Here is a 25,392-nt window from a genome sequence, read left to right as displayed (position 1 = left end):
TTACAACACATCGTTTTTAAAAGAAATTGCGCCTTAGCGAAAATCCAACAAAACATTTTCATTCAATTATTCTGTCCAACTGCTATTTGGATAAATAAGTTCAAAAAAAACTGCACTTTTATGATAAAGTGCAGTCTGATTTTTAAGAAGAATTACGTTGTTAAAATTTCACAGAGAAAGTATGGTTGTTATTCTCAAAGCTATAGTTTAACTTCCAATGTTGATGCGTGCAGATTTCTTTAATAATAGACAATCCTAAACCGCTTCCGGCAGTATCTGTAGATGATTTAGAAAACCTTTTGAATAAATTTTCTTTATTAAGCCCTGAATTTCCTGAATTAGAAACAACTAATTCATTTTCAGAAAGCTTTATATGAGCCTTTCCATGAGACGGAGTATGCCTTACAGCATTAATTAAAAGATTATTAATGAGTGTTTCTGTTAATGTTCTATTTCCATTGATTTCTATTCCATCCAACATATGAATATCAATGATAATCTCTTTTTGTTCAAAATGTTCGCGTATTCCTTCTATACTTTGATTCAGTAACTGACTTAACGGTAGCTTTTCATTTTGCGCAAATTGTAAATTTTCAATCTTGGCCAACAATAAAAGGTTTTTGTTGATTCTTGTGCTACGGGCTAACGTTCTGTTCAATTCTTCAACGGTATTGTATTGACTTTCGGTGATATTTTCGTCCTGAAGAAGTAAGTCCAGCTTGTTTTGAAGAATAGCCAAAGGAGTTTGCAATTCGTGAGATGCATTTTCCGTAAATTCTTTTTGGGTTTTATACACTGAAATATTATGATCAATCAGCTTAGCAAGCACCGTATTCAATTCTTCAAATTCTTTAACATCAGTTTTTTCGAAATTAATCTTGGTTTCATGACTCAAATCGAATGATTTTAATTGCTGCAACGTATCATGAAAAGGTTTCCAAACCGTATTGGAAAGTCTTCTGTTTAAAAATAACAATCCTACAACAATAACAATAAAGAAGAATATGGTAATAATCGCAATGACAATAACTGTTTCCTGCGTTTCTTCTACATTGGTTTCTACCGTAAATAAATAAGGCTTTTTATTGATGTAAACAATCTTTTTTAAGCATCTGAAACGATCTGTATTTGGTTCTGATGAATAAGATTTTTGCCTTTCCACCGTATATATTTGATCTCTCTTCAGATTAGCATACGGAAGCTTTTCAATATTGGTTCCAGGCTGAATATTATTCCAAAGCGCAATACTTTTTTCTAGTTCTTCATCAGACAGCTTTAGTTTATTAAGCTCATGAGCTGATTTATCGGCAATGATTTCATTATGCTCATCCAGTTCACTCAACCAAATGGCATCAACCACAACGTAGTAGACTGGTATGCTAATGACCAATACAATAAGAACATATATTAGAAACGGTTTTGTCGTTTTACTGAGTAAATTTTTCATTGCCATATTAAATAGATTCCCATTTGTATCCTGTTCCGTACACTGTTTTCAAATAGCTGTCACAACCAGCATCACTCAGCTTCTTCTTTAAATTCTTGATGTGTGCATATACAAAATCATGATTATCCAGCATATCTGCAAAATCACCCGAAAGATGCTCTGCCAAAGCACTTTTTGAAATAACCTTATTTTTATTTCCAATAAAGAAAATCAAGAGATCAAATTCTTTTTTGGTGAGCGAAATGATTTCATTATTAATAGAAACCGTTTTCGCTAAAAGATCAATCTGTAATTCATTTTGTGTAACAACATTTGAATTATTAAACTGTTTCCTGCGAATGATAGAATAAATCCTTGCCATTAATTCAGAAAGATGGAATGGCTTGGTTAGATAATCATCTGCACCCATTTGCAGACCACTGATTTTGTCATCCAACGCATTTTTTGCAGAAACAATAATAACACCGTCTTGCTTGTTTTGTTTTTTTAATTCTTCTAAGATGGTAAGTCCGTTGCCGTCAGGAAGCATAATATCTAAAAGAATACAGTCGTATTGAAACGTATGTATTTTCTCCATCGCATCCTGAAATGTTGAAGCAAATTCACATAAATAATTTTCCTCCGAAAGGTATTCTGCAATACTCTTCGCCAGTTCTGTTTCGTCTTCTATGATCAGGACTTTCATCAGTATAAATATTTTATTTTGCTAATGTACATATTCAATATTGAAGAAATTCTGAATTAAATATAAAACTTGCTTACCTCTTACTTTGTATATAACCTGCAAATCTAAAATGATCAAAAAAATAAAGCCATAAAGTAAATTATGGCTTTATCATCAATAAATATAATAAACATTAAAGTGGTCATGAGATTGATTGTTATTAATCTAAACCAATCATTATTTTAAAATTAGCAATTGATTCATCTCGCTTTTAAAGCATCCTAGAATAAACTCTGTATAATACATTTGAGCATTAAAAGATTGAGTTTTTGGGTGTAACTCTAATTTTTTAGTGAGCACAATTTCCCCTTTATAAGAAAATGAAAAATATGCAAAAACTTTATACAACGAGCTGCGAATGGGCCTACTATAACCTGTTGTGGCAATAGACCAATCAGATTCAAAGAGCTTGGCAACATTTAAGGCCATTGTTTGGGCAATATTTTCTGAGACACAATCGTATTCCTCTGCTTCCTCCTGATCCACATTTAATAATCTAACCTTTTCAGGTAATGTATAAGTGGTCATTCCACCTTTATAAAACAGAGAAGCATTAGGCATTTGTGAAAAAGCCATTTGCAGACATCCTGAAGTAACGCTTTCTACCACTGAGATAGATTCACCAACCGTAATCAGCGAACGACTGATATATTCGAGTAAATTTTGTTGAAATTTCATAGTAATTAGATTTAAGTGATTGGTTTATATAGCTGTTGAATGTTTTGATTTCCTAATGGTCAACCTTCATAAATTTTTCAAAATAATGCAAATCATGTTTTTTCTTAATCGAAAGATAGAATAGAGTTTGTTTCGGTTCTTGCTTTCCGATGTCATTAAATTCATCAAATTGGGCAATTAAGGCTCGGATATCTTCTATCTTTTCCTTTTCTTCCGTAATGAGAAACAATAGAAAAACAGCCTCTTTAATTTCTTTTACATAAATAAGAGCATCAGTCTCTAACCAGTTTCCTTCATTTACTATCTTAGTAAAATGACTTGCTTCCAGTGATTGTATTATTTTATCACAATTCATTTTCGATTATTCATGGTTAAAACAAATCATCCTTATTTAAAATTCTAAATAACTGATAGACTAAGCTTCATTTAGCGACTCGTAACTTGTTATTATTGAATAATTAAAGGTACGCTAAAATATTTCACCATTTTATGATTCGAATCATATCTTTAATACAGAATTTTTCGATTTACTATTTTAAGCAGATTGTCTTTTTCCATTCTTTTTAAAACCCTGATAACAGTCTCTACTCGCAGTCCTGTTAAATTGGCAATCTGTTGTCTTGTTAATTCTATACGAAAACAATGTTGACAATCATCTTCATAATAGCTTTTTAGGTATTCCATTAATCCTTTTAGTCTTAATACAGGATTTGTAGAAGACATATTTTGGGTCATCAAGATTTTATAATAAAGCCTTTGCGAAAGGCAGGCGTTCATTCCCAACGAAATGTTAGGATGTTTGTCTAACAATTCCAGGAAATTATTTTTAGGAACTCTTATAATTTTAGAATGCTCCAAACTTATAGCATTGATAGGATAAAACTTGTCTAAAAAAATCATAGAATCTCCAAAGCTCTGCTTCTTTCCAAAAATATTTTGAATAAACTCTTTGCCCTCATCATCATAATTATTAAGTTTTACTTTTCCTTCACTAATCTGAAAATAATACAATGCATGATCTCCTTCTCTGAAAATGATTTCTCCTTTCTTATATAGTTTAATCTCTCCACCGAATGAGCTTAAAAGCTCCATATCGATATTCATACAGCTTATTGTTTTCATAGTACTCGTTTAATATGTCATTTATTCACAATAAAAATTAGACCAAATTTTATGCATATATCCTTTTTATCAAGTAAATTTTAAAACGTATGCCTTATTTTACATTAAAAAATTCATAAAACAACACAATTCACCCCGCTTAAGTTCATAAGCAGGGTGAATTGTAAATTTGAATATTCGAAACTTAAATACTTATTAAATAAAGATTTTCGGTGTTTAAAAAAAATTATTTTGCAAACTTTTTCGTACCCGCTACACAAAGAATAACGCCAATGGTAACACCTAACATTCCCATACTTACAGGCTCATGAAGGAAATAAGCTGCCAATGCCAATCCAAAAAATGGTTGTAATAATTGTAACTGACCCACGGTAGTAATTCCACCTTGTGCTAAACCACGATACCAAAATATGAACCCAATAAACATACTGAATAAGGAAATGTATGCCAGACCAAACCAACCACCTGTAGTTACAGCTTCAATATTATTAGGAAAATAAATGAAAAATAAAACAATCATTAAAGGCAATGCTAAGATCAAAGCCCATGAAATTACTTGCCAGCCACCTAGTGTTTTTGAAAGCTTTGCACCTTCGGCATATCCAAGTCCGCATAAAACTACAGCGGCTAACATTAAAATATCGCCAACTGGAGACGCTGAAATCCCTTGAGAAATAGCAAAACCAATCACTAAAAGACTTCCAATAATAGAGAATAACCAAAATATAGGATGTGGTCTTTCTCCTCCCCTAATCACTCCGAAAATTGCTGTCATTAAAGGTAACATCCCCAAAAATACAATGGAATGTGCTGAAGTTACATACTGAAGAGCCAGTGCAGAAAGCAAAGGAAACCCAATTACACAGCCTATCGAAACTAAAACCAACGGAAAGAGTTGATCTTTTGTAGGTCGCTTTTCTTTATAGATTAGTAGAACGATTAAAGCAAGAATTCCTGCAATAGCAGCACGTGCTATTGTTACAAAAATTGGACTCATGTCATTCACTGCCAATTTGGTAGCCGGCATAGAGCCACTAAATAACAGTACTCCTATGAATCCATTGATCCATCCGTTAACTGTTTGGTCTTTTGATATTTGATTTGTCATCATTATATTGAGGTTTTATTTGATGAGTCAAAATTATACAAGTTAATTGAGTAAGCACAGTATCAGTTTTGTATATTTGCACGAGCACAGTTTAAAAATATGACTAAAGAATTTTTATATACAGAAATAGCCAACGGAATTGCTTCTCAGATTACAAGTGGAGTTTTAAATGCGGGAGACAAGCTTCCGTCTGTTAGAATTTTATGTAAAGAGCATCAAATCAGTATGAACACTGCAAAACGTGTTTTTCTGGAATTGGAATCGATGTCTTTAATAGAATCAAAACCGCAATCGGGTTATTTTGTAAGTCAGTTACTTTCAATCACACTTCCCCTTCCAGAGGTTAGCCGACCTTCTTTAATTGCCAATACTAATGAACCTGATGAGCTCATCAGCAAGGTGTATGAAAATATGGGTAAAAATAATCTCACATTATTTTCTATTGCAATTCCGTCTGGAGATTTGCTACCTCAGGCTAAACTAAAAAAAGAGATCATCAATGCGACAAGAGAATTAAAATCTGGCGGAGCCGAATATGAAGAACTACAAGGAAATCTGAAATTAAGAAGAATGATCGCCTTACGATCGTTATCATGGGGTGGAAACTTTAATGAAAATGATGTTGTAACAACAAATGGCGGAATGAATGCCTTATCTTTTTGTCTGATGGCTTTAGGAAAACCCGGAGATACCATTGCCATTGAAAGTCCGTGCTATCCTGGAATCTTACAACTGGCTGCCGGTTTTGGATTGAAAGTATTAGAATTACCTACACATCCGGCTCATGGTATTGAAATTGAAGCCTTAAAAAAAGCTATCCCTAAAATTGATATCTGTTTATTGATTCCTAATTTTAATACTCCATTAGGAAGCTGTATGTCTGATGAAAATAAGAAAGAAGTCGTTAAATTATTAGCAGAAAATAATATTCCATTAATTGAAGATGATGTGTATGGAGATCTTTATTTTGGTGCCAACCGCCCGAAATGCTGTAAATCTTTTGACAAAGAAGGAAATGTACTCTATTGTAGCTCAGTCTCAAAAACGCTTGCACCAGGTTATCGTGTGGGGTGGATCGTTCCCGGAAAATATAAAGAGAAAATTTTAAAGCTAAAACTTCTTCATTCTACTTCATCAATATCCATTGTAAATGAAGCCGTTGCTAATTTCCTGAAAAGCGGAAGATATGAGAAACATCTTCAGCAAATGCGCAGAACGTTGCAAAGTAACTATCAAAATTATGTTCAGACGATTGCTGAATCTTTTCCTGAAGGCACAAAAACCAGCAGACCACAAGGTGGATTATCTCTTTGGATAGAGTTTGATAAAAAAGTTCGTACAACAGAATTGTATGATCTGGCCATAAAGCAAAATATAAGCATTGCACCGGGAAGAATGTTTACCCTTCAGGATCAGTTTGAAAATTGTATGCGACTTTGCTTTGGCTTACCCTGGTCAGAAGACACCCAATTAAAACTAAGACAAATAGGAAATTTAGCAAAAAGACTTTCGTAATTACCTGTCCGGAACAAAGTTTTTTCTCGCCAATTCTTTTCGAACACGGCTTAAACTTTCAGGGGTAATTCCTAAATAGGAAGCAATCATCCATTGGGGAACTCTCAGCAACAAATCGGGATACATTTTGACGAACTTCATGTATCTTTCTTCGGCTGTTTCTCCTAATAAAGAATTGATTCTGTCTTGAAGACTTTTTATATGCTTCTGAACCAAAACATCACTCTTTCCAAGGCTGCTTGGGAACTCTCCTACCAATTTACTGATGAAATCAGGATGTAGCAAAAGCACCTCACAATCTTCAATAGCTTCTATATAGTAAATTGATTTTTCGTTAAAATAAAGACTACTTCTGTCAGAAATCAACCAACTTTCAGGAGCGAATTGGATAATGTGTTCCTTCCCATTTTTATCGATAGAATACATTTTCAAAAGTCCTTTTTCTACAAAGTAGATATGTCTGCAAACTTCCCCATATTGCAAGATAAACTGATTCTTCTGAATTTTCTTTACTTCATAATGCAAGCTACACATGTTCACTTTTTCAACAGGAACATTTAAAACTTTAGATAAATAATTATTAATATTTTTCATTAGAGGATCTGGCTTAAAGATATATCCTGATGAGAAGCATTGCTAATGGCTTTTCCGTTTTCGATGACAATAAATTGCGGGCTTTCATGTCTTACTCCCAAATCTTCTGCTATTTTATTGGAAATAGGTCTGTGAGCCAACAAATCTAAGAAATACAAATCTACTTTTTCATCGGTATTTTCTATTTCTTTCTCAAAGTTTCTCAATACCGTTTTACTGATAAAGCAACTTGTAGAATGTTTGAATATTCCGATCTTATGACGAGAAGAATTTTCAATAGCCTTTTGTAAATCCTCTTCAGATTCTATTTTGTTCCAGAAAGATTTTTCTTCCGGCTTTTCTTCTTTTCCGCCAAATATTTTATCAAAGAAACTCATACATTAAATTGTTTAAGATGATGATTAAGGTGTTTATATTCTAAAAAGCCCCAGTCTTTTTCGGTCATTTTACCAAAAAGTTTGTGCCGGTTAGATAGATTATTATTTTCAAATGCTTGCCAATAATCATCCAGTGTTTTTAGAAGACTTTTCTTTACTTCATCAAAATCACATTCAAAATTAACGATTAGTTTTTGAAAAGTGGGCATATTTCGAGGAATTCCATTATTAAAAACTTGCATTTCATATTTTGCGACAATACCTACTGTGCCAAATAAAACATTGATATCCGGAAGAACAATTTTATGCAAAGCTACCTGAAGAACAAGATCACAGTGCTTTAGCATTTGAGCAGCAGACATATGTCCCCATTTTTTTGGAGAATTTTCCGCAAGATTAGAGATTCTATTAATAATTTCCTCGAAATAAATCCGATGATGGAGGCTCTTTTTTACCAACCTTTTTCTTTCTTCAAATTTTCAATGTGGGCAAAATGATGGTTACAGTGCCAAACATACAGAGCAAGATAACTTCTCAAATCATAATTCTGGTGATGCTCAGGATGATGAAAAGTTCTTTCAAATTGTTTGTTTGTAAGAGTTTTAAGCAATGCTGCCCATCTCTGATGGGTCCCTTTTATCATTCTCATGGCCGGCTTTATAGGCATATTGACACTATCCTGAAGTTCAGCCCACTTGGCCTCGTCGTAAGGTCTAATGGTTGGGTTATCTTCCGTTAATGCTAATTTAAGACGAATAAAACTGTTAATATGACTGTCTGCAATATGATTCACAAGCTGTCTAACGGTCCAGCCACCTTCTCTGTAAGGTGTGTCCAACTGATCTTCAGAAAGGTCTTCTATTAAGTTTTTAAGCTTTTCAGGAAAGTTTTTGATGACTTTGATATATTCATCAAGTTTAATATCACAGATGCTCTCAGGTTGTTGGTACTCACCTATTGGAAACCTTTTCTGCTGTAAATTGCTCATTTTATTAGTTTTATTTTTTATGTTATCGCTTTACCCTATTATTAATCGTTGAGATAATTGTTAACTTTTTGTTGTTTGTAAATTTATCAAAATTTAGATATTATTAATATGAAAAAATTATTAATTGTACCTATCGTAAAATAATTAGCAATCCATGTATCCACTGAGTGAAAGAAATCATAATTAAAAAAGCTCCAATTCTATTAAAATTGAAGCTTTTGTTATGTAAGTTAATGGATTAATACCCATGTAAGTCGATTCCTTCTGTTCTTTGTAAAGTAACTTTCTTCCCCATTTTTTTTTGAATCACTCTGAAATGTTGTAGTTCATCATCCGTCAGAATATTAATGGCAGTCCCTTTTTCACCTGCACGTCCTGTTCTACCAATTCTGTGAATATAATCTAGTGGCGAGCGCGGTAATTCGTAATTGATCACACAAGGTAAAGATTCAATATGAATACCACGACCAATTAAGTCGGTAGCGACCAAAATCTGAGCCCCATTTACTTTAAATTCTTCTAAATTATTTCTACGGGCACCTTGCGATTTCTGACTGTGAATGGCTACTGCTTTAATTTTATTCTTCTTAAGTTTTTCAACCAAATTATCTGCAGATTTTGTTGATGAAACAAAGATCAATGCTTTTTCAACCTTCTTTTCTTTAATTAAATAACGTAAAAATGGACCTTTATTTTCTGGAGAAACATGATATGCCAATTGTTCGATATTATCAATTTCAACTTCTTCTTTCTTAATCTCAATCAGTGTAGGGTTGATTGATAAACGCTCCTTCATTTCAGAAACTTTATCATCTAACGTCGCAGAAAACAAGGTAGTCTGTTTCATCACAGGCATTTGAGCGAAAAGCTTATTCATTTCTTCCCCAAAACCTAACTGAAACATTTTATCTGCTTCATCAATCACCAAATGTTGGATTCCTGAAATACTCAACGCTTTATGATCAATTAAATCTAGTAAACGACCAGGTGTTGCAATAAGAACCTCAACGCCAAACATTCCTTTCATCTGTGGATTGATGGATACTCCACCATAGACCGCCATTGTACGAATCTCACGCTTCAGATTGTCTGTAAAAGCTCTAAATACCTCATCAATCTGAATGGCTAGCTCATGTGTAGGAACCAATATTAAAACCTGAATATTACGGTCTTTCTTAACCTCTGCATTTTGTAGTTTTTCTAAAATAGGCATCACAAAACAAGCCGTTTTTCCGGAACCTGTTTGTGCAATTCCCATTAAATCTTTTCCTTGTAAAATAACAGGGATTGCCTGTTCTTGAATAGGAAACGGCTTCAAATAGCCTAACTTTTTAACAGAATGAATAATATTGTGTGATAATCCTAACGATTCAAATGACATAAAAATACTTATTTATTGCAAAGATAAGCTATTGGGATTTGTTTTATATCTTGAAAGTGAAATAGTAATTGTTTTTATAATTAAACAAAGATTTTGTTTTGTTGGAGAATCACAAAGACGCAAAGTTTTTTAATCTTGATACTGTTTTAAGGCGCAAGAAAATCAAAGATTTTCATCTATAACAGTACAAATTTTATCGAAAACAAAATTCTTGTGTCTTAAAAACATGATTGTTAATTATAATTTGCGCCTTTGCGATTGATACCCTTTTTATATAATATATAAGTCAAAAATTATCATTCTAAATGCCGTTTTGTCCGATAATTAATTTTTGGACAAATATTTGAATAATAAATTTTATAAATTTATCTTTAATTCGACAATCTAAATATGAAAAAAGCATTAATAATAGTAGATGTACAGAATGATTTTTGTGAAGGAGGTGCATTGGCAGTTCCGAGAGCTAATGAAGTAATTCCTTACATTAATCTTCTTATGGAAGAAAATGAATATGATCAAATTGTTCTTACTCAGGATTGGCATCCTGCAAATCATAAAAGCTTTGCAAGCAACAACGGAAGACAAGTTGGGGAAAGTATTATATTAAATGGTGTTCCGCAGTTTATGTGGCCGGATCATTGTATTCAAGGAACTTTTGGAGCAGAATTCCATAAAGACTTAAACAGAGATAAGGTAACTCACATCATTCAAAAAGGGAAAAACACTGAAATTGATGCTTATAGTGGTTTTCAAGATAATAATCACTTTATGAAAACCGGTCTGGATGATTTCTTAAAATATCACGAAATTCAGTTATTAGAAATTGTAGGTTTAGCAATGGACTATTGCGTGAAATTTACATCTACTGATGCTGTCGCAAACGGATATGTAACATGTCTGCATTTCAACGGAACACGCGCTGTAAACGTAAAACCGGATAATGGCAAAGATGCAATTTATGAGATGATTCAAAAAGGAGTTACTGTTTTGGGATAATGAAAAGTATTTTCAGAAAAAGTATCAATAAGTCTATCATTCAAGAAATAGCTTCGGTTTTAGAAGATCATCTTATTCAATATGAAACAATAGATAACGAAAAAGATTTCGATCCTAGTTTTGTATCAAATCCCGGAAAAATAGAATATCAAATTTTAATTTCCGAAGATGATTTTGAGGTTGCCAATAAAGTCATTTCGGAATATTACGCTCATGAAATGATAATTCCGGAAGGATATTACTTGTTGGAATATTCAAATGAAGAATTGAAAGAAATTGTTTTCAAAAAAGATGAATGGAATGAATTTGATTATGAAGCCGCAAAAAAGATTTTAGAAAACAGAGGAGAAAATATTACAGATGAAGAAATAAATTCAATCAACAAAAAACGTCTTGAATCATTAAAAAATGAATATGATAACCCAAAAGAAGTAGAAAACTATATTATTATAGGATATATTTTTGCGGTAGTTGGTTGTATCGTTTCATTGTTTTGGGGAATGCTAATTTTTGTAAGCTATGCGATTGCAGTAGCTATTATTAAACTTAAAAAACAACTTCCTAATGGAGAAAGAGTATATTATTTTAATGAAAAAGACAGGAAACATGGTAAAAGAATATTACTATTAAGTTTTATATTCACCGCTTTCTGGATTTTGATTTTTATAATTAAAGAATCATAAAGTTTTATTCTGTAATCCTCAGGAATCACAAACGAAACAAAAAAGACGTTGAAAACTTATTCAACGTCTTTTTTATCTTTAATCTTAAAAATCTGAGCTTATTAAAGCATTTTTAAGGTATTCACTTCTAAATCTGTAAGAATTCTCCAGTGTCCTCTTTTGATATTCTTCTTCGTTAATCCTGCAAACGTTACTCTATCAAGAGCTTCTACTTCATATCCTAATCTTTGGAAGATTCTTCTGATAACACGGTTCCATCCGATGTGGATTTCAATTCCGATTTCATTTTTCGGCTTACCTTCAATGAATGAAATTTGATCAACTGTAGCAATTCCTTCATCTAAACGAATTCCTTCAACAATCAGTTTCATATCTTCATTGGTAAGCTTTTTATCCAACGTTACATGATAGATTTTTTTCGCATCAAAAGATGGGTGCGTTAATTTCTTCGTCATGTGTCCGTCATTTGTTAAAAGAATAACTCCCGTTGTAGAACGGTCTAATCTTCCAACAGGGAAAACACGGTACGGAGAAGCATTTGCCACAAGATCCATTACTGTTTTTCTTGCTTTATCATCTTTTGTAGTAGAAATATATCCTTTTGGCTTATTCAATAGTACATAAACTGGTTTTTCTGGAGTAATATTCTGTCCATCGAAAACTACTTTATCAGTTTTTTCAACCTGGTAACCCATTTCAGTTACTACTTTCCCGTTTACTTCTACCAAACCTTGAGTAATTAACTCATCAGCCTCTCTTCTACTACAAATTCCTGAGTTTGCGATATATTTATTAAGACGAATAGTATCTTTATGGATATCTTTATCAATCTTATTTAATCTTCTTTTTTGTACAAAAGATTTTGCTCTATCTTCATCTCTGTCATTTCCGGTAGAAGGTCTCTTACCGTACTTTAAGCTGCCTCTTTCGTATTTACCTCTTTTGTTGTCTTTGGTATCAGGATCTCTTGGCCCACCTCTTTTAGAAACAGGTTTACCTCCAAATGTTTTTCTTTCTCTACCTTCGTTTTGTGATGTAATGTAAGGCTCTCTGCCAGGTCTTGAGCTGCGATCTTCATCACCTCGGCTTTCAAAATTTGTATCACCTCTCCTAGAATCAGGTTTTTTAAAAGGTCCAGAGTCGGTATCTCTATCACTTCTGCTGAAAGGCTTTTTCTCAAATTTTGAATTGCCATTTTCATTTCTATCTTTTTGGCCAAAACTCTTATCACCGCTTTTAGAAAATGGTTTTTTGAAAGGTTTTGATTCTGAAGAATTTCCAGATTTAGGAGCGCGAGAACTTCCGGAATTTCTTGTTGAAACTCTCGGTCTTTTAGGTTTTCCTGAATTATTATTGTCTCTGCTCATTCTAAATATTTTTGCAAAGATAGTAATTTAGTTACGAGTTAAAAATTAAGAATCATAACTTTGCAATATAGTTTCACTATTAACATTATAGAAATTCTGAAAATGATAACAATATTAAACGATAATTTTTCTCAGCTTAACGACTTCTTACATGAAAAATCATTCAGCAAAATCTTTATTTTAGTTGATGAAAATACGCATGAGTATTGTCTGCCCATACTTTTAGGAAATATGGAGACGGATCTTGGATTCGAAATTCTGGAGATTGAAGCGGGTGAAGAGATGAAAAATATTCAGACAGCAAATCAGCTATGGGAAATTTTAACAGAAATGCAAGCCGACAGAAAAGCACTTGTCATCAATCTTGGTGGCGGTGTAATTACAGATATGGGTGGTTTTGTTGCTTCTACATATAAAAGAGGAATTCAGTTCATTAATATTCCAACAACATTATTATCGATGTGTGACGCCTCTATTGGTGGTAAAACAGGAATTGATCTGATGCATTATAAAAATATGGTAGGAACTTTCACTTTCCCGGAACAGATTTTTGTATATCCTAAATTCTTGGAAACCCTTCCTTTTAAACAATTAAGAAGTGGTTTTGCAGAAATGCTAAAACACGGATTAATTGCAGATAAACTACATTGGGAAAACCTCACCCAGATCCATAAATTAGATATAGAAGGTATTATTCCACATATTCAAACATCTATGGATATTAAGCAGGATGTTGTAGAAAAAGACTTTCACGAAAAAAACATAAGAAAAACCTTAAACTTTGCTCACACAATTGGGCATGCTATAGAAAGCTTATGTTTGGAACAAGGTAATCCTATTTTGCATGGTGAAGCAGTAGCAATGGGAATGATTTCCGAGGCACACCTTTCTTACCTTGAGGGCCTTATCTCTGAAGAAGATTCAAAAATTGTGATTGAAAATGTTCAAAGATATTATCCTTACTTAGATATCAGTGATTTTAAAGATGAAGATATTTTTGCACTTTTATTAAATGATAAGAAAAATATTGACAGTAAAATCAACTTCTCTTTGCTCTCAGGAATAGGTTCTTGCACCTTCGATCATCAATGTGATCAAAAAAATATTATTAAATCTTTACATTTTTACAGAACTTTAGATACTATTTAACTCAATTTTAGAAATTTTTATAATTTTTCACTTTTCTACATGTCTATTCATAAAACCGCTCAATTAATTGATTTAAAGATATTTAAATTTTAAAAAAATCAAAGAATTGAATTTTATTACTACTGATTTTTATCATGTTTTAATTTTTGGCAAGCAATTTGAAAGATACTCTGCGTCAACAAAAATTGACAGTAGTAAAATTTAAAATTAAGAATAGTAAATATTAAAAAAATTAAAGTTATGAAAAAGTTAATTTTAGGATTAGCAGTAACTGCAAGTTCACTGGCATTCGCACAAACAACACCTAAAGCTTCATCTTCAAACCCAATTACATTTGGTGTTAAAGGAGGAATGAACGTTTCTTCTCTTTCTAAAGGAGCAGATTTAAGCGATTCAAAATCTAAAATCGGTTTTAACGCAGGTGTTTTTGCTAACATTCCGGTAGCAAGCTCTTTCAGCATTCAGCCAGAGGTAATTTATAATGACCTAGGTTCGAAAGTAACAAGAGAATTTACTGCTCCTATATCAGGAGATAAATATAGATCTGATTATTCTAGAAATTTAGGATATATCGCAGTACCGGTAATGTTCCAGTATAATGCACTTCCTAATTTATATATAGAAGCAGGTCCGGAATTTGGATTCTTGGTATCAGCTAAAGACAAATATAAAAGTTCTACCAACGGAACAACTAACAGTACTACAACTAATGAATTGAATAAAAAAGATTTCAACTCATTTAACTTCGGTATTGGTTTAGGAGCTGGATATTATATCACTCAAAACTTAGGTATTACTGCTAGATATACAGCTGGTGTAAATGATATCTATAAAAACAACAATGGAGACGCGGTAAGAAACAACGTATTCCAAGTAGGATTAGCTTATAAATTCAAATAAGCCTAAACATTCCAAAAACAAATTTTAATATATAAAGTCAGATCGCAAGGTCTGACTTTTTTTGTTTTATAACCCATTGCCCTCCTGTCAAATGGAGATGGATTTAATCTTACTTTTGAAAAGCGAAATTTTTTATTGCTTTCCATGTAACTTTAAAAAACAAGATTAATTTTTTTAAGCATAGTCATTGGATGTTTAATATGATTTTTATCAGTTTCCTTTCTTTGGCGGGGATTTTGCAGCGATGTGGGGAAATAAGTTTAAACTTTAAAATCATGAAAAAACTAATTCTAGGATTAGCATTTGCAGGAAGCCTTTTGGTGAATGCTCAAGAAAAAACTAAATCTTCTTCTCCTATTACTTTCGGAGTTAAAGCTGGATTCAACGCTTCTACACTTAGTAAAGCTGACCAGTATGATAATGACCAGAAATTGAAGCCTGGTTTTAATGCAGGAGTATTTGTTAACATTCCGGTAGCGCAGAAATTCAGCATTCAGCCTGAAATCCTTTTTAACCAATTAGGTTCTAAAACTGAAGAAAGAGAGCTGTATTATGTCAACTCTGACAAATACAAAAGAGAAGCTGATTACAAGAAAAATCTTAATTATCTTTCAATCCCTGTAATGGTACAGTATAATATTCTTCCTCAGCTTTATGTAGAAGCAGGACCGGAATTTAGCTTCCTTTTAGGAGGAAAAAATAAAGGAGATGTTACAACGACAACCACCACAGGAAATACTACCGTTACCGAAACATCAAGCTTCTCAAATAAAATCAATAAGGATTTTCACAATAAATTTAATTTCGGAATTGGAATTGGAGCCGGATATTATTTTACTCAGAACTTTGGGGTAACAGCAAGGTTTACTGCAGGTATTACAGATGTCTACAAACATAACAGTGGAGATGCAATTAGAAATAATGCATTCCAGGTTGGTGTAGCTTATAAATTCAAATAAGCCTACCTATACAAATTTTAATAGATTAAGCCAGATCGTAAGGTCTGGCTTAATTTGGTTTGTAATTTATCGCAAATTATAGATTTTCAATGAAAACATTTTAATAGCTATTGCTATAAAGCATCCTTTTTATTATTGATTATTAAACGAATTAATACTTTTTGGCAAGAATTTTGTATATTAAAATTTGAAAATCAAAAATATAAATAATAAAAATTAATTACATTAACTATGAAAAAATTATTATTAGGATTAGCCATTGCTACAAGTTCATTAGTATGGGCGCAAGAGAAAACTCAATCTTCTACTCCACTTAAATATGGGGTGAAAGCAGGTTTAAATGTGTCTACAATTTCTGGTGGTGATTCAAAAGCTAAAGTAGGATTCTATGGCGGATTATTTTTGAACGCTCCAATCGCATCAAACTTCAGTCTTCAACCAGAGGTTTTGTACAATGGTCTTGGCGCAAAAGCAGACGGATTTCAGGATCTTAAAGTAAATTTAAGTTACATTTCCGTTCCGGTAATGTTCCAATATAATGCAACACCTAATTTCTATCTTGAAGCAGGACCACAATTCAGTTTCTTAATAGATTCTAAATTCAAATACCAATCTGTATCCGTAAAAGCTAATGATTATATCAAAGGTTTTGATTTTGGAATTGGGATTGGAGCAGGATATTTCTTTACTCCTAATATTGGTATTAATGCAAGATATGTTGCAGGGGTAACAGATATAGGTAAAAAAGTTGAAGGAGATCAGCCAGAAGGAAAAAACAATGTATTCCAGGTAGGTCTTGCGTATAAATTTTAATAACAGACTTTGATTTCAATACAGAAAAGGTCAGGCTTTATGATTAAGCCTGACCTTTTCACATTTTTTACTTAGGAATATATTAAAGTAAAGAAATAATTATAATAAGTTTAAGTAATACATTTTTACATTCAATAGAAAAAGCCAAGATTGCATACATAATCTTGACTTTTTTATTTTCAGAATACATAAATTTTCATAAAAATTAGAACTCATTCTTACCAAACAATACTTATCTAAAGGGATTTACTATATGTATTTAGAGACCGAATCTTATTTTTTACTACAATTTAGAAGTAAACAAACTTGATACTTATGTTAAAATAAAAATTTTTAATTAAAAAAACAGATAAAATTGCCAAAATTAATATAATACATATAATAGTGATTTAATGAATCTGTTAATATAAAAAGCATTTTAAGTTGAATAATTTTAATTTAATTACATAAAATTAAGATTTAGTTCACATTAGCTATTTTGCGGTATGCTTTATCCATCACTGGTTAAACGTATAATTTTTCAATTTTGGCAAGCAATTTGCAAATTACTTCTCATCTGATTGAAAAATCAGACTGAAAATAGAAAAGTAAAATTAAAAATAAACAATTATGAAAAAGTTATTTCTAGGACTAGCAGTAGCTACAGGTTCACTAGCATTTGCTCAAGAAACAAAAACTACTCCTACAGTAACTACTGTGAATAATCAAAAAGACCCAATTAGATTTGGTATTAAAGGGGGTGGTAACGCTGCTTCTTTTAACAATCAAGATGTAAGTCTTAATAATCAAAAATTAGGATTTCATGCTGGGGTATTTGTTAACATTCCACTTTCTCAAAAATTAAGTCTTCAACCAGAGGTTTTATATAATCAATTAGGATCAAAAAGTGTAGTCTCATCTTCAGATGTAACTACAGGTTCAACTACAGTTAAAACAAGAGAAGACTTTTCAAATACTCTAAATTATATTTCAGTACCATTGATGCTTCAAATGAGACCTACTAAGAATTTTTATATAGAAGCAGGTCCTGAATTCAGTTATTTCATCAATGGAAAGAACAAAGGAGAAAGAAGGGTTGAAAGTACTACAGCAGGAGTTACAACAACTACCACTTCATCAGTATCTGAAACTATTGACAAAGATGATATCAAGAAATTTAACATAGGTTTAGGTCTTGGTGTAGGATATGATATCACTCATAACATAGGAATCAATGCGAGATACGTAAACAGTTTAACCAATATTGAAACAAATAGCCCTAAAGGGGTTGATGCTCTAACAAACAGAGTGTTCCAATTAGGATTAAACTACAAATTCTAGAACAAATTTTAATATCAATAGAAAAAGGTCTGGCTTAGTAATTAAGTCAGACCTTTTCATTTATCAATTTATTTAAGCTTAATTAAATAATTCTATTTCTTCCCCTTTCGCTACAGGATATTCTTCTGTAAAACATCCAAAACAATGGTTAGAAGAACCCAAAATCTCTTTCAGGCTGTCTGTACTTAAAAACTCTAAAGAGTCCACTCCAAGATAAACTCTAAGCTCTTCAGTCGTCATATTGGCAGAGATTAAATCATCTTTTGACGGTGTATCAATTCCTAAATAACAAGGCGCAATAATTGGTGGAGAAACACTTCTGAAGTGAATTTCCTTTACACCAGCATCTTTTAGAATTTTAACCAATCTTTTAGAAGTAGTTCCACGAACGATAGAGTCATCAATAATCACTACTCTTTTGTCTTTGATCTCAGAAATAATTGGGTTCAATTTCAGGTTCACTACCCTTTCTCTCATTTCCTGAGTAGGTACGATGAAACTTCTTCCGATATATCTGTTTTTAATTAAAACAGGACGGAAAGGTATTCCCGAAGCTTTAGAGAAACCAATCGCTGCAGGAACCCCAGAATCAGGAACTCCAATAACGATATCAGCTTCTACAGGAGCTTGCTCCCAAATTTTTTCACCAGATTTTTCTCTGATTTCGTAAACGTTAATGTTTTCTAAAGTAGAGTCAGGTCTTGCAAAATAAATATATTCAAAAGAACAGATTCTCTGCTTTCCTCTCTCTTCATTCACCATGTAAGAATTCAATTTCCCAGGCTCGTTCTCATTTGTGTAAATGATCTCTCCCGGTAAAATATCACGAACATATTGAGCCCCAACAGCATCTAAAGCTACAGATTCTGAAGCAACAACATATGTTTTTTCATCCACTGCACCTAAAACTAAAGGTCTGATTCCGTTGAAATCTCTGAATGCAAAGAATTTATTTCTCGTCATTCCAACAACCGAATACGCACCCTCTATTTTTTCCATGGTTGCTTTAATGGCACCACGAAGTCCTAAATCAAGATTTTTTTGAATTAATCTTAAAATAACCTCAGAATCCGAAGTTGCTCTGAAGACAACGCCTTCAGCTTCTAATTCTGTTTTTAATTCTCTCGCATTGGTTAAGTTACCATTGTGAGCGATAGAAAGTATAATCTGGTCATATTCGTTTTTCGCGAAAAATGGCTGAAAATTATATTTCTTTTTGTCTCCTGCTGTCGTGTAACGAGTGTGCCCGATTGCAGAATTTCCCATAAAAGCTTCAGGATCTTGGATCTCTTTATAAACATCCAAAACCAAACCTTCATCTTTCATGTTGGTGATCTTTCCGTCTTTAAGAACAGAAATACCGCAAGCCTCCTGACCTCTGTGCTGTAATGCAAAAAGCCCGAATTGCGAAAGAGAAAACGTATCTAAATCATTATCCGAATACATTCCGAAGATACCGCACTCCTCGTTTGGAGCATCCAGTCTTTCTTCTTCCTGCGTTCTTAAAAGATTTCTTCCGTAGGTTTGATTTTCAAACTGTTTTAAATATTCACTTTTATGAATGTCTAAACTTTTCATTTCTATTTTTTCTATTATAGATAGCAGAAGTCAGCTAGTAGATATAAGGCTAAAAACCGACTTCTAATTTAATTTTGTTGAATAACAAATCATTTTTCAATGCCAGAAACCCAGCATCTGGAATCTTATTTGTTAAGTAACGTTTTCAGTCTGTTGTAAATCTCAACATAAGCTTCAGTTACTTCTCCAAGATCTCTTCTGAATCTGTCTTTATCTAATTTCTTCATCGTATCCTTGTCCCAAAGTCTGCAAGTATCAGGAGAAATTTCGTCAGCCAAGATGATCTCACCGTCTGAAGTTTTCCCTAATTCAATTTTGAAATCAACCAAGATGATGTTCATTTTGTCGAATAAATCGATCAAAATTTCGTTGATCTCAGAAGTTAATTTATACATTACCTCAAGCTCTTCATACGTAGCTGCTCCTAAGAAAACTGCATGGTGATCATTGATAAGCGGATCTCCCAATTCGTCTTTTTTGTAGCAAATATCAAAGATTGTAACCGGAGATTTAATACCTTCTTCAACTCCTAATCTTTGAGCCATACTTCCTGCAGAGTAGTTTCTTACAACCATTTCCAAAGGAATGATAGATACTTTTGTTACCAATTGTTCTCTTTCGTCCAATTGCTTAATGAAATGAGTTTTCACTCCTTTTTCATTTAAATATTCAAAAATCAAAGTTGTGATGGCATTGTTCATTTCACCTTTCAAATCAACAGATCCTCTTTTTTGAGCATTAAATGCAGTAGCATCGTCTTTGAAACGTACAACTACTTGATCCGGATTATCGGTAGCAAATACTTGTTTTGCTTTACCCTCGTACAACATTTCTTTCTTTTCCATTTTCTAAATGTCTTATTAGTTAGATTTATATTTATTTTACTTTATTAAAATTCCTGTTAAAACTGCCATTCCAAAGCTCAGTAATGTACCTATCAATACATATTCTGTTAATTTTCTTTGTTTGGCCTGTGCAAGATCACTGAACCTGAAAACAGATTTTGCAGCCACCATAAAACCTACGCCTTCCCAATGATTCACCATAATAAAAGTGAAGACTAGTAAACGTTCTAAAATTCCAATATATTTTCCTGCACTTGATAAAGATTCGGTTTGTATATTATTTGTTGTCTCTGGAACGGGTGTCCATGAAGACAACAATATTTTAATAAAAATAGAAGCAGGTGTTGTTAAAAACAAAGCTGCCATTGCTATTTTTAAGAAGTCTTGATTTTCTAATAACTCAAGATTGAACTCATTAAAATAAAATGAAACTCCTACAATAACTAAAACATGCAGAAGCTGATCTATAAAAAACCAGTTCTTTTTATTCTTAATCGTTTGGAAACTTAGTTTAGCAGCATCAATAATAAAATGTGAAACTCCCACTAAAACTGCTACCCACCAAAGCTGCAGATCCCAAAGGAAAATAAAACTTAAAATAGTATGAATCAGAATATGAAGATACAAATACTTGCTCTTCAGTTTTTTACTTTCTTTATCAAAAACCCATGAATTTGGCTGGAGAATAAAATCTCCAAGTAAATGTGCCAATATGAGTTTAGTAAAGATCATGTTTTACAGTTCTGAGATTTTCTTTCTAAAATATTGATTGGTCTCTACGATAAGCTCGTAGTTTGCACGTTTCAGTCGCTGGCTTATGGACGATTGGGAAATCGCGAATTTCTTTGCCAAATCTTCCTGGGTAATGTCTTGGTTCATGATCATTTCGTGAATGATTTCCGAAGTAGCCATTGTCCAGTTATCAAAGTCTTTGGAAGACCATTTCAACAGAATATTAAGATCTCTGTCTACATTGTCGTTGGAAGTTTTAATGGCAACGGTATGTCCATCGCTTTTTAAATCATTTAATAATCTTCCGGAATTCACATAGGCTGTTCCGTTGGATTCGGTGATTTTTTCTGATGAAAAATTTTCTTCACCAATTCCTATGGCAATTCTTACATCTAAATTTTCCTGACTTTTTATAAGAGATTTTATGGCTAGAAAACGCCAAAATGCATCATCAATGTTGCATTTAAACTGAAACTCGTCTCCTCTGTAGATTTCCCATACAAGGGAAGAGCTTCCCCAATGTTCCAGAAGATTCTTTAGCTTGGTAATCCAAACTTCTGTGTCTGCGTGTTGCGAATTTATAATATCACCCGTAAGGACCGCTATCATTTTGCAAATATAAGCATAATTACTTATAAATAAAAAATATAAGCAGAAACACTTATAGATATTGATTATTAGTGAATCTGCTTATATCAATTAAGCTTTATATGCAAGGTTTTATGAAGATTAAAACCCTAAAATTTAGATGGTCTGACTATTTTAATTTATTTTTTAATAAACTGATATCCTTTCCCATCAAGGTTTAATAAATACATTCCTGATGGTAAGTTTTGTACAGAAATATTTTTCTTGTCCTTAAAAGGTACTTTTTCAGTATAAATTAATTTCCCTGAGAAATCTATGATCTGTGCTATTTTGATCTTTTCTATTTCATTACCATCAACAAAGAGATTTTCGTTAACAGGATTAGGATATATTTTAACTTTATCAGTTTTAGAGAAAAGAGTATCCGAAGTAGAAAGTGTTCCTAAATTCTGACAATAATCGATTGAATATGAATCCCACTCACTGGCACTGAATACTGAAGTAGGCTGTGTAACAGTATTCTTTCGGTAAAGAGAAATATTTCCATAAGAATTACTGACAAATTTACTTCCCACAGCGTCAATTGTTGCTGATTTATATGCTAATTCAACATATTGAGTTCCTACAAAATTAAGAGCATCACCTGCCGTGAGAAATTGAGCTTCAGCATTTGTATAACAAGATAATGTAGATTTAGGATTAAGAATAACAAAGCTTTCATTATTAGGCACTTTACCTTCAAACTCGAAACTATTTCCAAAATAATAAGTATTAGTTACACTGTTGTAATATTGCACCCTTATACTGTAATTTTCTAAATCTACTTCATGCCCCGTTTTGTTTAAGATTTCTAAAGCTTTGTTGTTATCAGTTCCTTCAATATATTTAACAATAAAAAGATCCTTCGAATTTGGATCCGTTGTTAACGTAGATATTGTAGCAGTATTACTATCAGAAGATTGCAAATATCCCTGATCATATGCACGCACCGTAAACGAATAGGATGCTGAAGGATTTAAATGATCAACAACTATTGATGTAGATTTTGTAGCCGTTAAAAAAACACCGTTCTGATAAATATTGTATCCAAGAACATCTGTACTCATACTTGGAGACCAAGTTAAACTAGTGTAATTAGCTCCAGATTGAGTAGAAGTTAAATTTGAAGGTGCTTGCGGCGCAATAGCATCAGGAGTCTGTGTCCAAATTGCATTAGCCCACTGAGGGTTATCAATAAAAGGGTTTCTATTATTTTGAATATTGTACACCGCATTATTTCGATCTATTTCTCTTGGAGATACAGGATCCTGATTATGCCACTGAAGAAGCATAGAGATATATGCCGGTTCAAAAGCACGTTCTGCAGTTCCATCTAATGCCGAGCGGTCTAACGCTGGATTAATATTTGTAGAGTGATTAAATGACCGCAACTTATTTTCATATCTCACTGCAAAATACAACAACATTCTTGCAACATCTCCTTTAAATTCATCAATCGGTTCATATACCCTATTGGTATATACATAATTAGGAATAGCGCTGTTAGCAATTTTAGAGGAGTTTGAAAAAGTGTGATGTACTGTAGAATTACCAATTCCGTAAGGATAATTGTTTCGTAACTGATTAATCCTTGCATCTGTGGGAATTACAAAATGCAGATCAGAAAACATTGGATAATTACTGTTAAATGTACTTTGTGGAATAGCGTGCTCTCTATTATAACCTAATCCTTCAGATCCTGAAGTACTTATTAAGTTTGCAGAAGTATATTCATATGCATCCGGCCCGGATGGTATTTCGGAATAAATATCCAATAAAATCGTTGTATTACTGGATCCATGATCATAATATCTATCCAGATCAGTCTGGCTATAAAAAGCAGGCAAGTCACCATAATGCCAGTTAATATTTTTTTCAGAAATGATATCATGAATTTTAGACTTCAAGGCATAGCCTGAAAGCCCGGCTGTTCCATTATAATATCCTGCCGGAGCCTGCGCAGAAATATAAACCGAAAATAAAATGATAGGAAGTAGAAGTTTTTTCATGCTTTAAAATTGGGAGGCTAAAATAGTCAATTTAACAACTTAAAGTTTGTACCTTTTCATTACGAAATCATTAAATATTGAAATATAAAAAATTGGTAATTAAAACTTTGTAAATGAATTCACATGTTAAAGATAATTTTTTTTCGTATACCAACAATTTAAGTATCTTTGGGCATTAACTATTTTACCTTTATGAATACAGAAACAATGGACAACATTAAAATGATAGCTGAAACGGCAAGAGAATTTGCTGAAAAAAATATCAGACCGAATATTATGGAATGGGATGAAAGCCAAACTTTTCCAAAAGATTTATTTCATCAATTAGGAGAGATGGGTTTCATGGGGATTGTTATTCCTGAACAGTATGGAGGTTCTGGTCTTGGTTATCATGAATATGTTACAATCCTAGATGAGATCTCTCAGGTAGATCCTTCTATCGGACTTTCTGTAGCAGCACACAACTCTCTTTGTACAAATCATATTTATGAATTTGGAAATGAAGAACAAAGACACAAGTGGCTTCCTCAATTAGCTTCCGGGAAAGTAATCGGAGCTTGGGGATTAACAGAGCATAACACGGGTTCAGATTCTGGAGGAATGTCTACCACTGCTGTAAGAGATGGAGATGACTGGATCATCAGCGGTGCTAAAAACTTTATTACACACGCTATTTCTGGTGATATTGCTGTTGTAATGACAAGAACTGGAGAAATTGGTGCTAAAAACAATTCTACCGCTTTCGTATTAGAAAAAGGAATGACTGGTTTTTCTTCTGGTAAAAAAGAAAATAAATTAGGAATGCGTGCTTCTGAAACAGCAGAATTAATTTTCGACAACGTTAGAGTTCCAGACTCTCACCGTTTAGGAGAAGTTGGAGAAGGTTTCAAACAAGCAATGAAAATTCTTGACGGAGGTAGAATTTCTATCGCTGCACTAAGTTTAGGAACAGCAAGAGGAGCTTACAAAGCTGCTTTAAAATATGCTAAAGAAAGACATCAGTTTGGAAAATCAATTTCTGAATTCCAAGCAATCAACTTTATGTTAGCTGATATGGCTACAGAGATCGATGCATCTGAATTATTGATCCAAAGAGCTTCAACATTGAAAAATGCTAAGCAAAAAATGACAAGAGAAGGAGCTATGGCAAAATTATATGCTTCTGAAGCTTGTGTAAGAATTGCTAACAACGCAGTTCAGATCTTTGGTGGTTACGGATATACAAAGGACTTCCCTGCTGAAAAATATTACAGAGATTCTAAATTATGTACTATTGGAGAAGGAACTTCTGAGATCCAAAGACTAGTTATCGGTAGAGATATTACAAAATAATTTTACATCAATACAGATTATCTCGAATCTGTTTTCGATGATGAAATGTAAAAATTAGAATTATATAATCATAATTGAATAGCACACGTATTTTGCGTGTGCTATTTTATTTTTAAAATTTTCCACATTAAAGCACACTCAATGTATT

The 25,392-nt window shown here is 32.7% G+C and carries 26 protein-coding genes; 9 read left to right on the top strand and 17 right to left on the bottom strand.

All coding sequences use genetic code 11. The features are described from left to right. Positions 1-160: 160 nt before the first annotated feature. The 6 genes from BUB80_RS00725 to BUB80_RS00700 form a co-directional block, all read right to left on the bottom strand. A complete protein-coding gene (locus tag BUB80_RS00725; RefSeq protein WP_073290156.1) occupies positions 161-1,447 on the bottom strand; it encodes a sensor histidine kinase in 1,287 nt (428 codons plus the stop codon). Positions 1,448-1,454: 7 nt separating this feature from the next. Next, complete coding sequence (locus BUB80_RS00720) at positions 1,455-2,132, bottom strand: response regulator transcription factor (RefSeq protein ID WP_054508961.1); 678 nt, start codon at positions 2,130-2,132, stop codon at positions 1,455-1,457. A 216-nt stretch (positions 2,133-2,348) separates the two neighbouring features. Next, a complete protein-coding gene (locus tag BUB80_RS00715) occupies positions 2,349-2,849 on the bottom strand; it encodes a CinA family protein (RefSeq protein WP_073289967.1) in 501 nt (166 codons plus the stop codon). A 52-nt stretch (positions 2,850-2,901) separates the two neighbouring features. Then, positions 2,902-3,204: a hypothetical protein gene (locus BUB80_RS00710; protein WP_073289965.1), complete on the bottom strand. Its 303-nt coding sequence runs from the start codon at positions 3,202-3,204 to the stop codon at positions 2,902-2,904. A gap of 152 nt (positions 3,205-3,356) precedes the next feature. Then, a complete protein-coding gene (locus BUB80_RS00705) occupies positions 3,357-3,971 on the bottom strand; it encodes a Crp/Fnr family transcriptional regulator (RefSeq protein WP_228433623.1) in 615 nt (204 codons plus the stop codon). Positions 3,972-4,197: 226 nt separating this feature from the next. Continuing rightward, on the bottom strand, positions 4,198-5,082 hold the full coding sequence (locus tag BUB80_RS00700; RefSeq protein WP_073289963.1) for a DMT family transporter: 885 nt from the start codon (positions 5,080-5,082) through the stop codon (positions 4,198-4,200). A 96-nt stretch (positions 5,083-5,178) separates the two neighbouring features. Between BUB80_RS00700 and BUB80_RS00695 the strand changes: the two genes are divergently transcribed. Beyond that, entirely contained in the window at positions 5,179-6,594 is a 1,416-nt protein-coding gene (locus BUB80_RS00695; protein WP_073289962.1) for an aminotransferase-like domain-containing protein, read from the top strand. On the opposite strand, the gene BUB80_RS00690 is transcribed toward BUB80_RS00695, so the two are convergent. The 5 genes from BUB80_RS00690 to BUB80_RS00670 form a co-directional block, all read right to left on the bottom strand. After that, positions 6,595-7,188 (bottom strand): Crp/Fnr family transcriptional regulator, encoded by a 594-nt coding sequence (locus tag BUB80_RS00690; RefSeq protein WP_073289960.1) that lies wholly within the window; start codon positions 7,186-7,188, stop codon positions 6,595-6,597. Further along, on the bottom strand, positions 7,188-7,565 hold the full coding sequence (ytxJ, locus tag BUB80_RS00685; RefSeq protein ID WP_073289958.1) for a bacillithiol system redox-active protein YtxJ: 378 nt from the start codon (positions 7,563-7,565) through the stop codon (positions 7,188-7,190). The genes BUB80_RS00690 and ytxJ overlap by 1 nt, the downstream gene beginning before the upstream one ends. After that, entirely contained in the window at positions 7,562-8,023 is a 462-nt protein-coding gene (locus BUB80_RS00680) for a DUF1569 domain-containing protein (RefSeq protein WP_228433621.1), read from the bottom strand. The genes ytxJ and BUB80_RS00680 overlap by 4 nt, the downstream gene beginning before the upstream one ends. Beyond that, positions 8,017-8,553, bottom strand: coding sequence for a YfiT family bacillithiol transferase (locus BUB80_RS00675; protein WP_073289957.1), 537 nt, complete (start codon positions 8,551-8,553; stop codon positions 8,017-8,019). Before BUB80_RS00675 ends, BUB80_RS00680 begins: the two co-directional genes overlap by 7 nt. Positions 8,554-8,791: 238 nt before the next feature. Continuing rightward, entirely contained in the window at positions 8,792-9,934 is a 1,143-nt protein-coding gene (locus BUB80_RS00670) for a DEAD/DEAH box helicase (protein WP_073289955.1), read from the bottom strand. A gap of 390 nt (positions 9,935-10,324) precedes the next feature. On the opposite strand from BUB80_RS00670, the gene pncA reads away from it, so the two are divergent. Continuing rightward, positions 10,325-10,930 (top strand): bifunctional nicotinamidase/pyrazinamidase, encoded by a 606-nt coding sequence (gene pncA / locus BUB80_RS00665; RefSeq protein ID WP_073289954.1) that lies wholly within the window; start codon positions 10,325-10,327, stop codon positions 10,928-10,930. Continuing rightward, positions 10,930-11,613, top strand: coding sequence for a hypothetical protein (locus BUB80_RS00660; RefSeq protein WP_073289952.1), 684 nt, complete (start codon positions 10,930-10,932; stop codon positions 11,611-11,613). The genes pncA and BUB80_RS00660 overlap by 1 nt, the downstream gene beginning before the upstream one ends. A gap of 101 nt (positions 11,614-11,714) precedes the next feature. Here the strand turns inward: BUB80_RS00660 and BUB80_RS00655 are convergent, their stop codons facing one another. Beyond that, complete coding sequence (locus tag BUB80_RS00655) at positions 11,715-12,653, bottom strand: pseudouridine synthase (protein ID WP_073290151.1); 939 nt, start codon at positions 12,651-12,653, stop codon at positions 11,715-11,717. A gap of 429 nt (positions 12,654-13,082) precedes the next feature. On the opposite strand from BUB80_RS00655, the gene aroB reads away from it, so the two are divergent. The 5 genes from aroB to BUB80_RS00630 all read left to right on the top strand — a co-directional run bounded on the left by aroB (position 13,083) and on the right by BUB80_RS00630 (position 18,121). After that, positions 13,083-14,129, top strand: coding sequence for a 3-dehydroquinate synthase (gene aroB, locus BUB80_RS00650; RefSeq protein WP_073289951.1), 1,047 nt, complete (start codon positions 13,083-13,085; stop codon positions 14,127-14,129). 240 nt (positions 14,130-14,369) lie between these two features. Beyond that, positions 14,370-15,029 carry a porin family protein gene (locus BUB80_RS00645; protein ID WP_073289949.1) on the top strand — a complete coding sequence of 220 codons (660 nt, stop codon included), beginning with the start codon at positions 14,370-14,372 and terminating at the stop codon, positions 15,027-15,029. Positions 15,030-15,304: 275 nt separating this feature from the next. Next, entirely contained in the window at positions 15,305-15,988 is a 684-nt protein-coding gene (locus BUB80_RS00640; RefSeq protein WP_073290149.1) for a porin family protein, read from the top strand. A gap of 231 nt (positions 15,989-16,219) precedes the next feature. Beyond that, the gene (locus tag BUB80_RS00635) at positions 16,220-16,801 is read left to right on the top strand and encodes a porin family protein (protein WP_073289947.1); all 582 of its coding nucleotides are present in this window, start codon (positions 16,220-16,222) and stop codon (positions 16,799-16,801) included. Positions 16,802-17,410: 609 nt separating this feature from the next. After that, positions 17,411-18,121 carry a porin family protein gene (locus tag BUB80_RS00630; RefSeq protein WP_073289946.1) on the top strand — a complete coding sequence of 237 codons (711 nt, stop codon included), beginning with the start codon at positions 17,411-17,413 and terminating at the stop codon, positions 18,119-18,121. 78 nt (positions 18,122-18,199) lie between these two features. Here BUB80_RS00630 and purF read toward each other — a convergent pair whose 3' ends face one another. From purF to BUB80_RS00605, 5 genes are all read right to left on the bottom strand, one after another. Next, on the bottom strand, positions 18,200-19,699 hold the full coding sequence (purF, locus tag BUB80_RS00625) for an amidophosphoribosyltransferase (RefSeq protein ID WP_073289944.1): 1,500 nt from the start codon (positions 19,697-19,699) through the stop codon (positions 18,200-18,202). A 125-nt stretch (positions 19,700-19,824) separates the two neighbouring features. Beyond that, positions 19,825-20,544 carry a phosphoribosylaminoimidazolesuccinocarboxamide synthase gene (gene purC / locus BUB80_RS00620; RefSeq protein WP_073289943.1) on the bottom strand — a complete coding sequence of 240 codons (720 nt, stop codon included), beginning with the start codon at positions 20,542-20,544 and terminating at the stop codon, positions 19,825-19,827. A 36-nt stretch (positions 20,545-20,580) separates the two neighbouring features. Next, the gene (locus BUB80_RS00615) at positions 20,581-21,276 is read right to left on the bottom strand and encodes a DUF3307 domain-containing protein (RefSeq protein ID WP_073289941.1); all 696 of its coding nucleotides are present in this window, start codon (positions 21,274-21,276) and stop codon (positions 20,581-20,583) included. 3 nt (positions 21,277-21,279) lie between these two features. Then, positions 21,280-21,885: a SatD family protein gene (locus BUB80_RS00610; protein ID WP_054508940.1), complete on the bottom strand. Its 606-nt coding sequence runs from the start codon at positions 21,883-21,885 to the stop codon at positions 21,280-21,282. Positions 21,886-22,043: 158 nt separating this feature from the next. Further along, a complete protein-coding gene (locus BUB80_RS00605) occupies positions 22,044-23,912 on the bottom strand; it encodes an endonuclease (RefSeq protein ID WP_073289939.1) in 1,869 nt (622 codons plus the stop codon). 192 nt (positions 23,913-24,104) lie between these two features. On the opposite strand from BUB80_RS00605, the gene BUB80_RS00600 reads away from it, so the two are divergent. Continuing rightward, on the top strand, positions 24,105-25,244 hold the full coding sequence (locus BUB80_RS00600; RefSeq protein WP_054508938.1) for an acyl-CoA dehydrogenase family protein: 1,140 nt from the start codon (positions 24,105-24,107) through the stop codon (positions 25,242-25,244). Positions 25,245-25,392: the final 148 nt, after the last annotated feature.

Source organism: Chryseobacterium polytrichastri (genome assembly GCF_900142445.1).
GTDB lineage: Bacteria > Bacteroidota > Bacteroidia > Flavobacteriales > Weeksellaceae > Chryseobacterium > Chryseobacterium polytrichastri.
The sequence above is the reverse complement of the archived record's forward strand: the minus strand, read 5'-3'. Positions and strand labels throughout refer to the sequence as shown.

Coding starts and splice junctions, on each gene's coding strand:
- BUB80_RS00675 (WP_073289957.1), bottom strand. CDS start 8,553: ATGAGCAATTTACAGCAGAAAAGGTTTCCAATAGGTGAGTACCAACAA.
- BUB80_RS00715 (WP_073289967.1), bottom strand. CDS start 2,849: ATGAAATTTCAACAAAATTTACTCGAATATATCAGTCGTTCGCTGATT.
- ytxJ (WP_073289958.1), bottom strand. CDS start 7,565: ATGAGTTTCTTTGATAAAATATTTGGCGGAAAAGAAGAAAAGCCGGAA.
- BUB80_RS00630 (WP_073289946.1), top strand. CDS start 17,411: ATGAAAAAGTTATTTCTAGGACTAGCAGTAGCTACAGGTTCACTAGCA.
- BUB80_RS00690 (WP_073289960.1), bottom strand. CDS start 7,188: ATGAAAAATATTAATAATTATTTATCTAAAGTTTTAAATGTTCCTGTT.
- BUB80_RS00725 (WP_073290156.1), bottom strand. CDS start 1,447: ATGAAAAATTTACTCAGTAAAACGACAAAACCGTTTCTAATATATGTT.
- aroB (WP_073289951.1), top strand. CDS start 13,083: ATGATAACAATATTAAACGATAATTTTTCTCAGCTTAACGACTTCTTA.
- purF (WP_073289944.1), bottom strand. CDS start 19,699: ATGAAAAGTTTAGACATTCATAAAAGTGAATATTTAAAACAGTTTGAA.
- BUB80_RS00695 (WP_073289962.1), top strand. CDS start 5,179: ATGACTAAAGAATTTTTATATACAGAAATAGCCAACGGAATTGCTTCT.
- BUB80_RS00635 (WP_073289947.1), top strand. CDS start 16,220: ATGAAAAAATTATTATTAGGATTAGCCATTGCTACAAGTTCATTAGTA.
- BUB80_RS00705 (WP_228433623.1), bottom strand. CDS start 3,971: ATGAAAACAATAAGCTGTATGAATATCGATATGGAGCTTTTAAGCTCA.
- BUB80_RS00660 (WP_073289952.1), top strand. CDS start 10,930: ATGAAAAGTATTTTCAGAAAAAGTATCAATAAGTCTATCATTCAAGAA.
- pncA (WP_073289954.1), top strand. CDS start 10,325: ATGAAAAAAGCATTAATAATAGTAGATGTACAGAATGATTTTTGTGAA.
- BUB80_RS00720 (WP_054508961.1), bottom strand. CDS start 2,132: ATGAAAGTCCTGATCATAGAAGACGAAACAGAACTGGCGAAGAGTATT.
- BUB80_RS00710 (WP_073289965.1), bottom strand. CDS start 3,204: ATGAATTGTGATAAAATAATACAATCACTGGAAGCAAGTCATTTTACT.
- BUB80_RS00600 (WP_054508938.1), top strand. CDS start 24,105: ATGAATACAGAAACAATGGACAACATTAAAATGATAGCTGAAACGGCA.
- purC (WP_073289943.1), bottom strand. CDS start 20,544: ATGGAAAAGAAAGAAATGTTGTACGAGGGTAAAGCAAAACAAGTATTT.
- BUB80_RS00700 (WP_073289963.1), bottom strand. CDS start 5,082: ATGATGACAAATCAAATATCAAAAGACCAAACAGTTAACGGATGGATC.
- BUB80_RS00645 (WP_073289949.1), top strand. CDS start 14,370: ATGAAAAAGTTAATTTTAGGATTAGCAGTAACTGCAAGTTCACTGGCA.
- BUB80_RS00615 (WP_073289941.1), bottom strand. CDS start 21,276: ATGATCTTTACTAAACTCATATTGGCACATTTACTTGGAGATTTTATT.
- BUB80_RS00640 (WP_073290149.1), top strand. CDS start 15,305: ATGAAAAAACTAATTCTAGGATTAGCATTTGCAGGAAGCCTTTTGGTG.
- BUB80_RS00610 (WP_054508940.1), bottom strand. CDS start 21,885: ATGATAGCGGTCCTTACGGGTGATATTATAAATTCGCAACACGCAGAC.
- BUB80_RS00605 (WP_073289939.1), bottom strand. CDS start 23,912: ATGAAAAAACTTCTACTTCCTATCATTTTATTTTCGGTTTATATTTCT.
- BUB80_RS00670 (WP_073289955.1), bottom strand. CDS start 9,934: ATGTCATTTGAATCGTTAGGATTATCACACAATATTATTCATTCTGTT.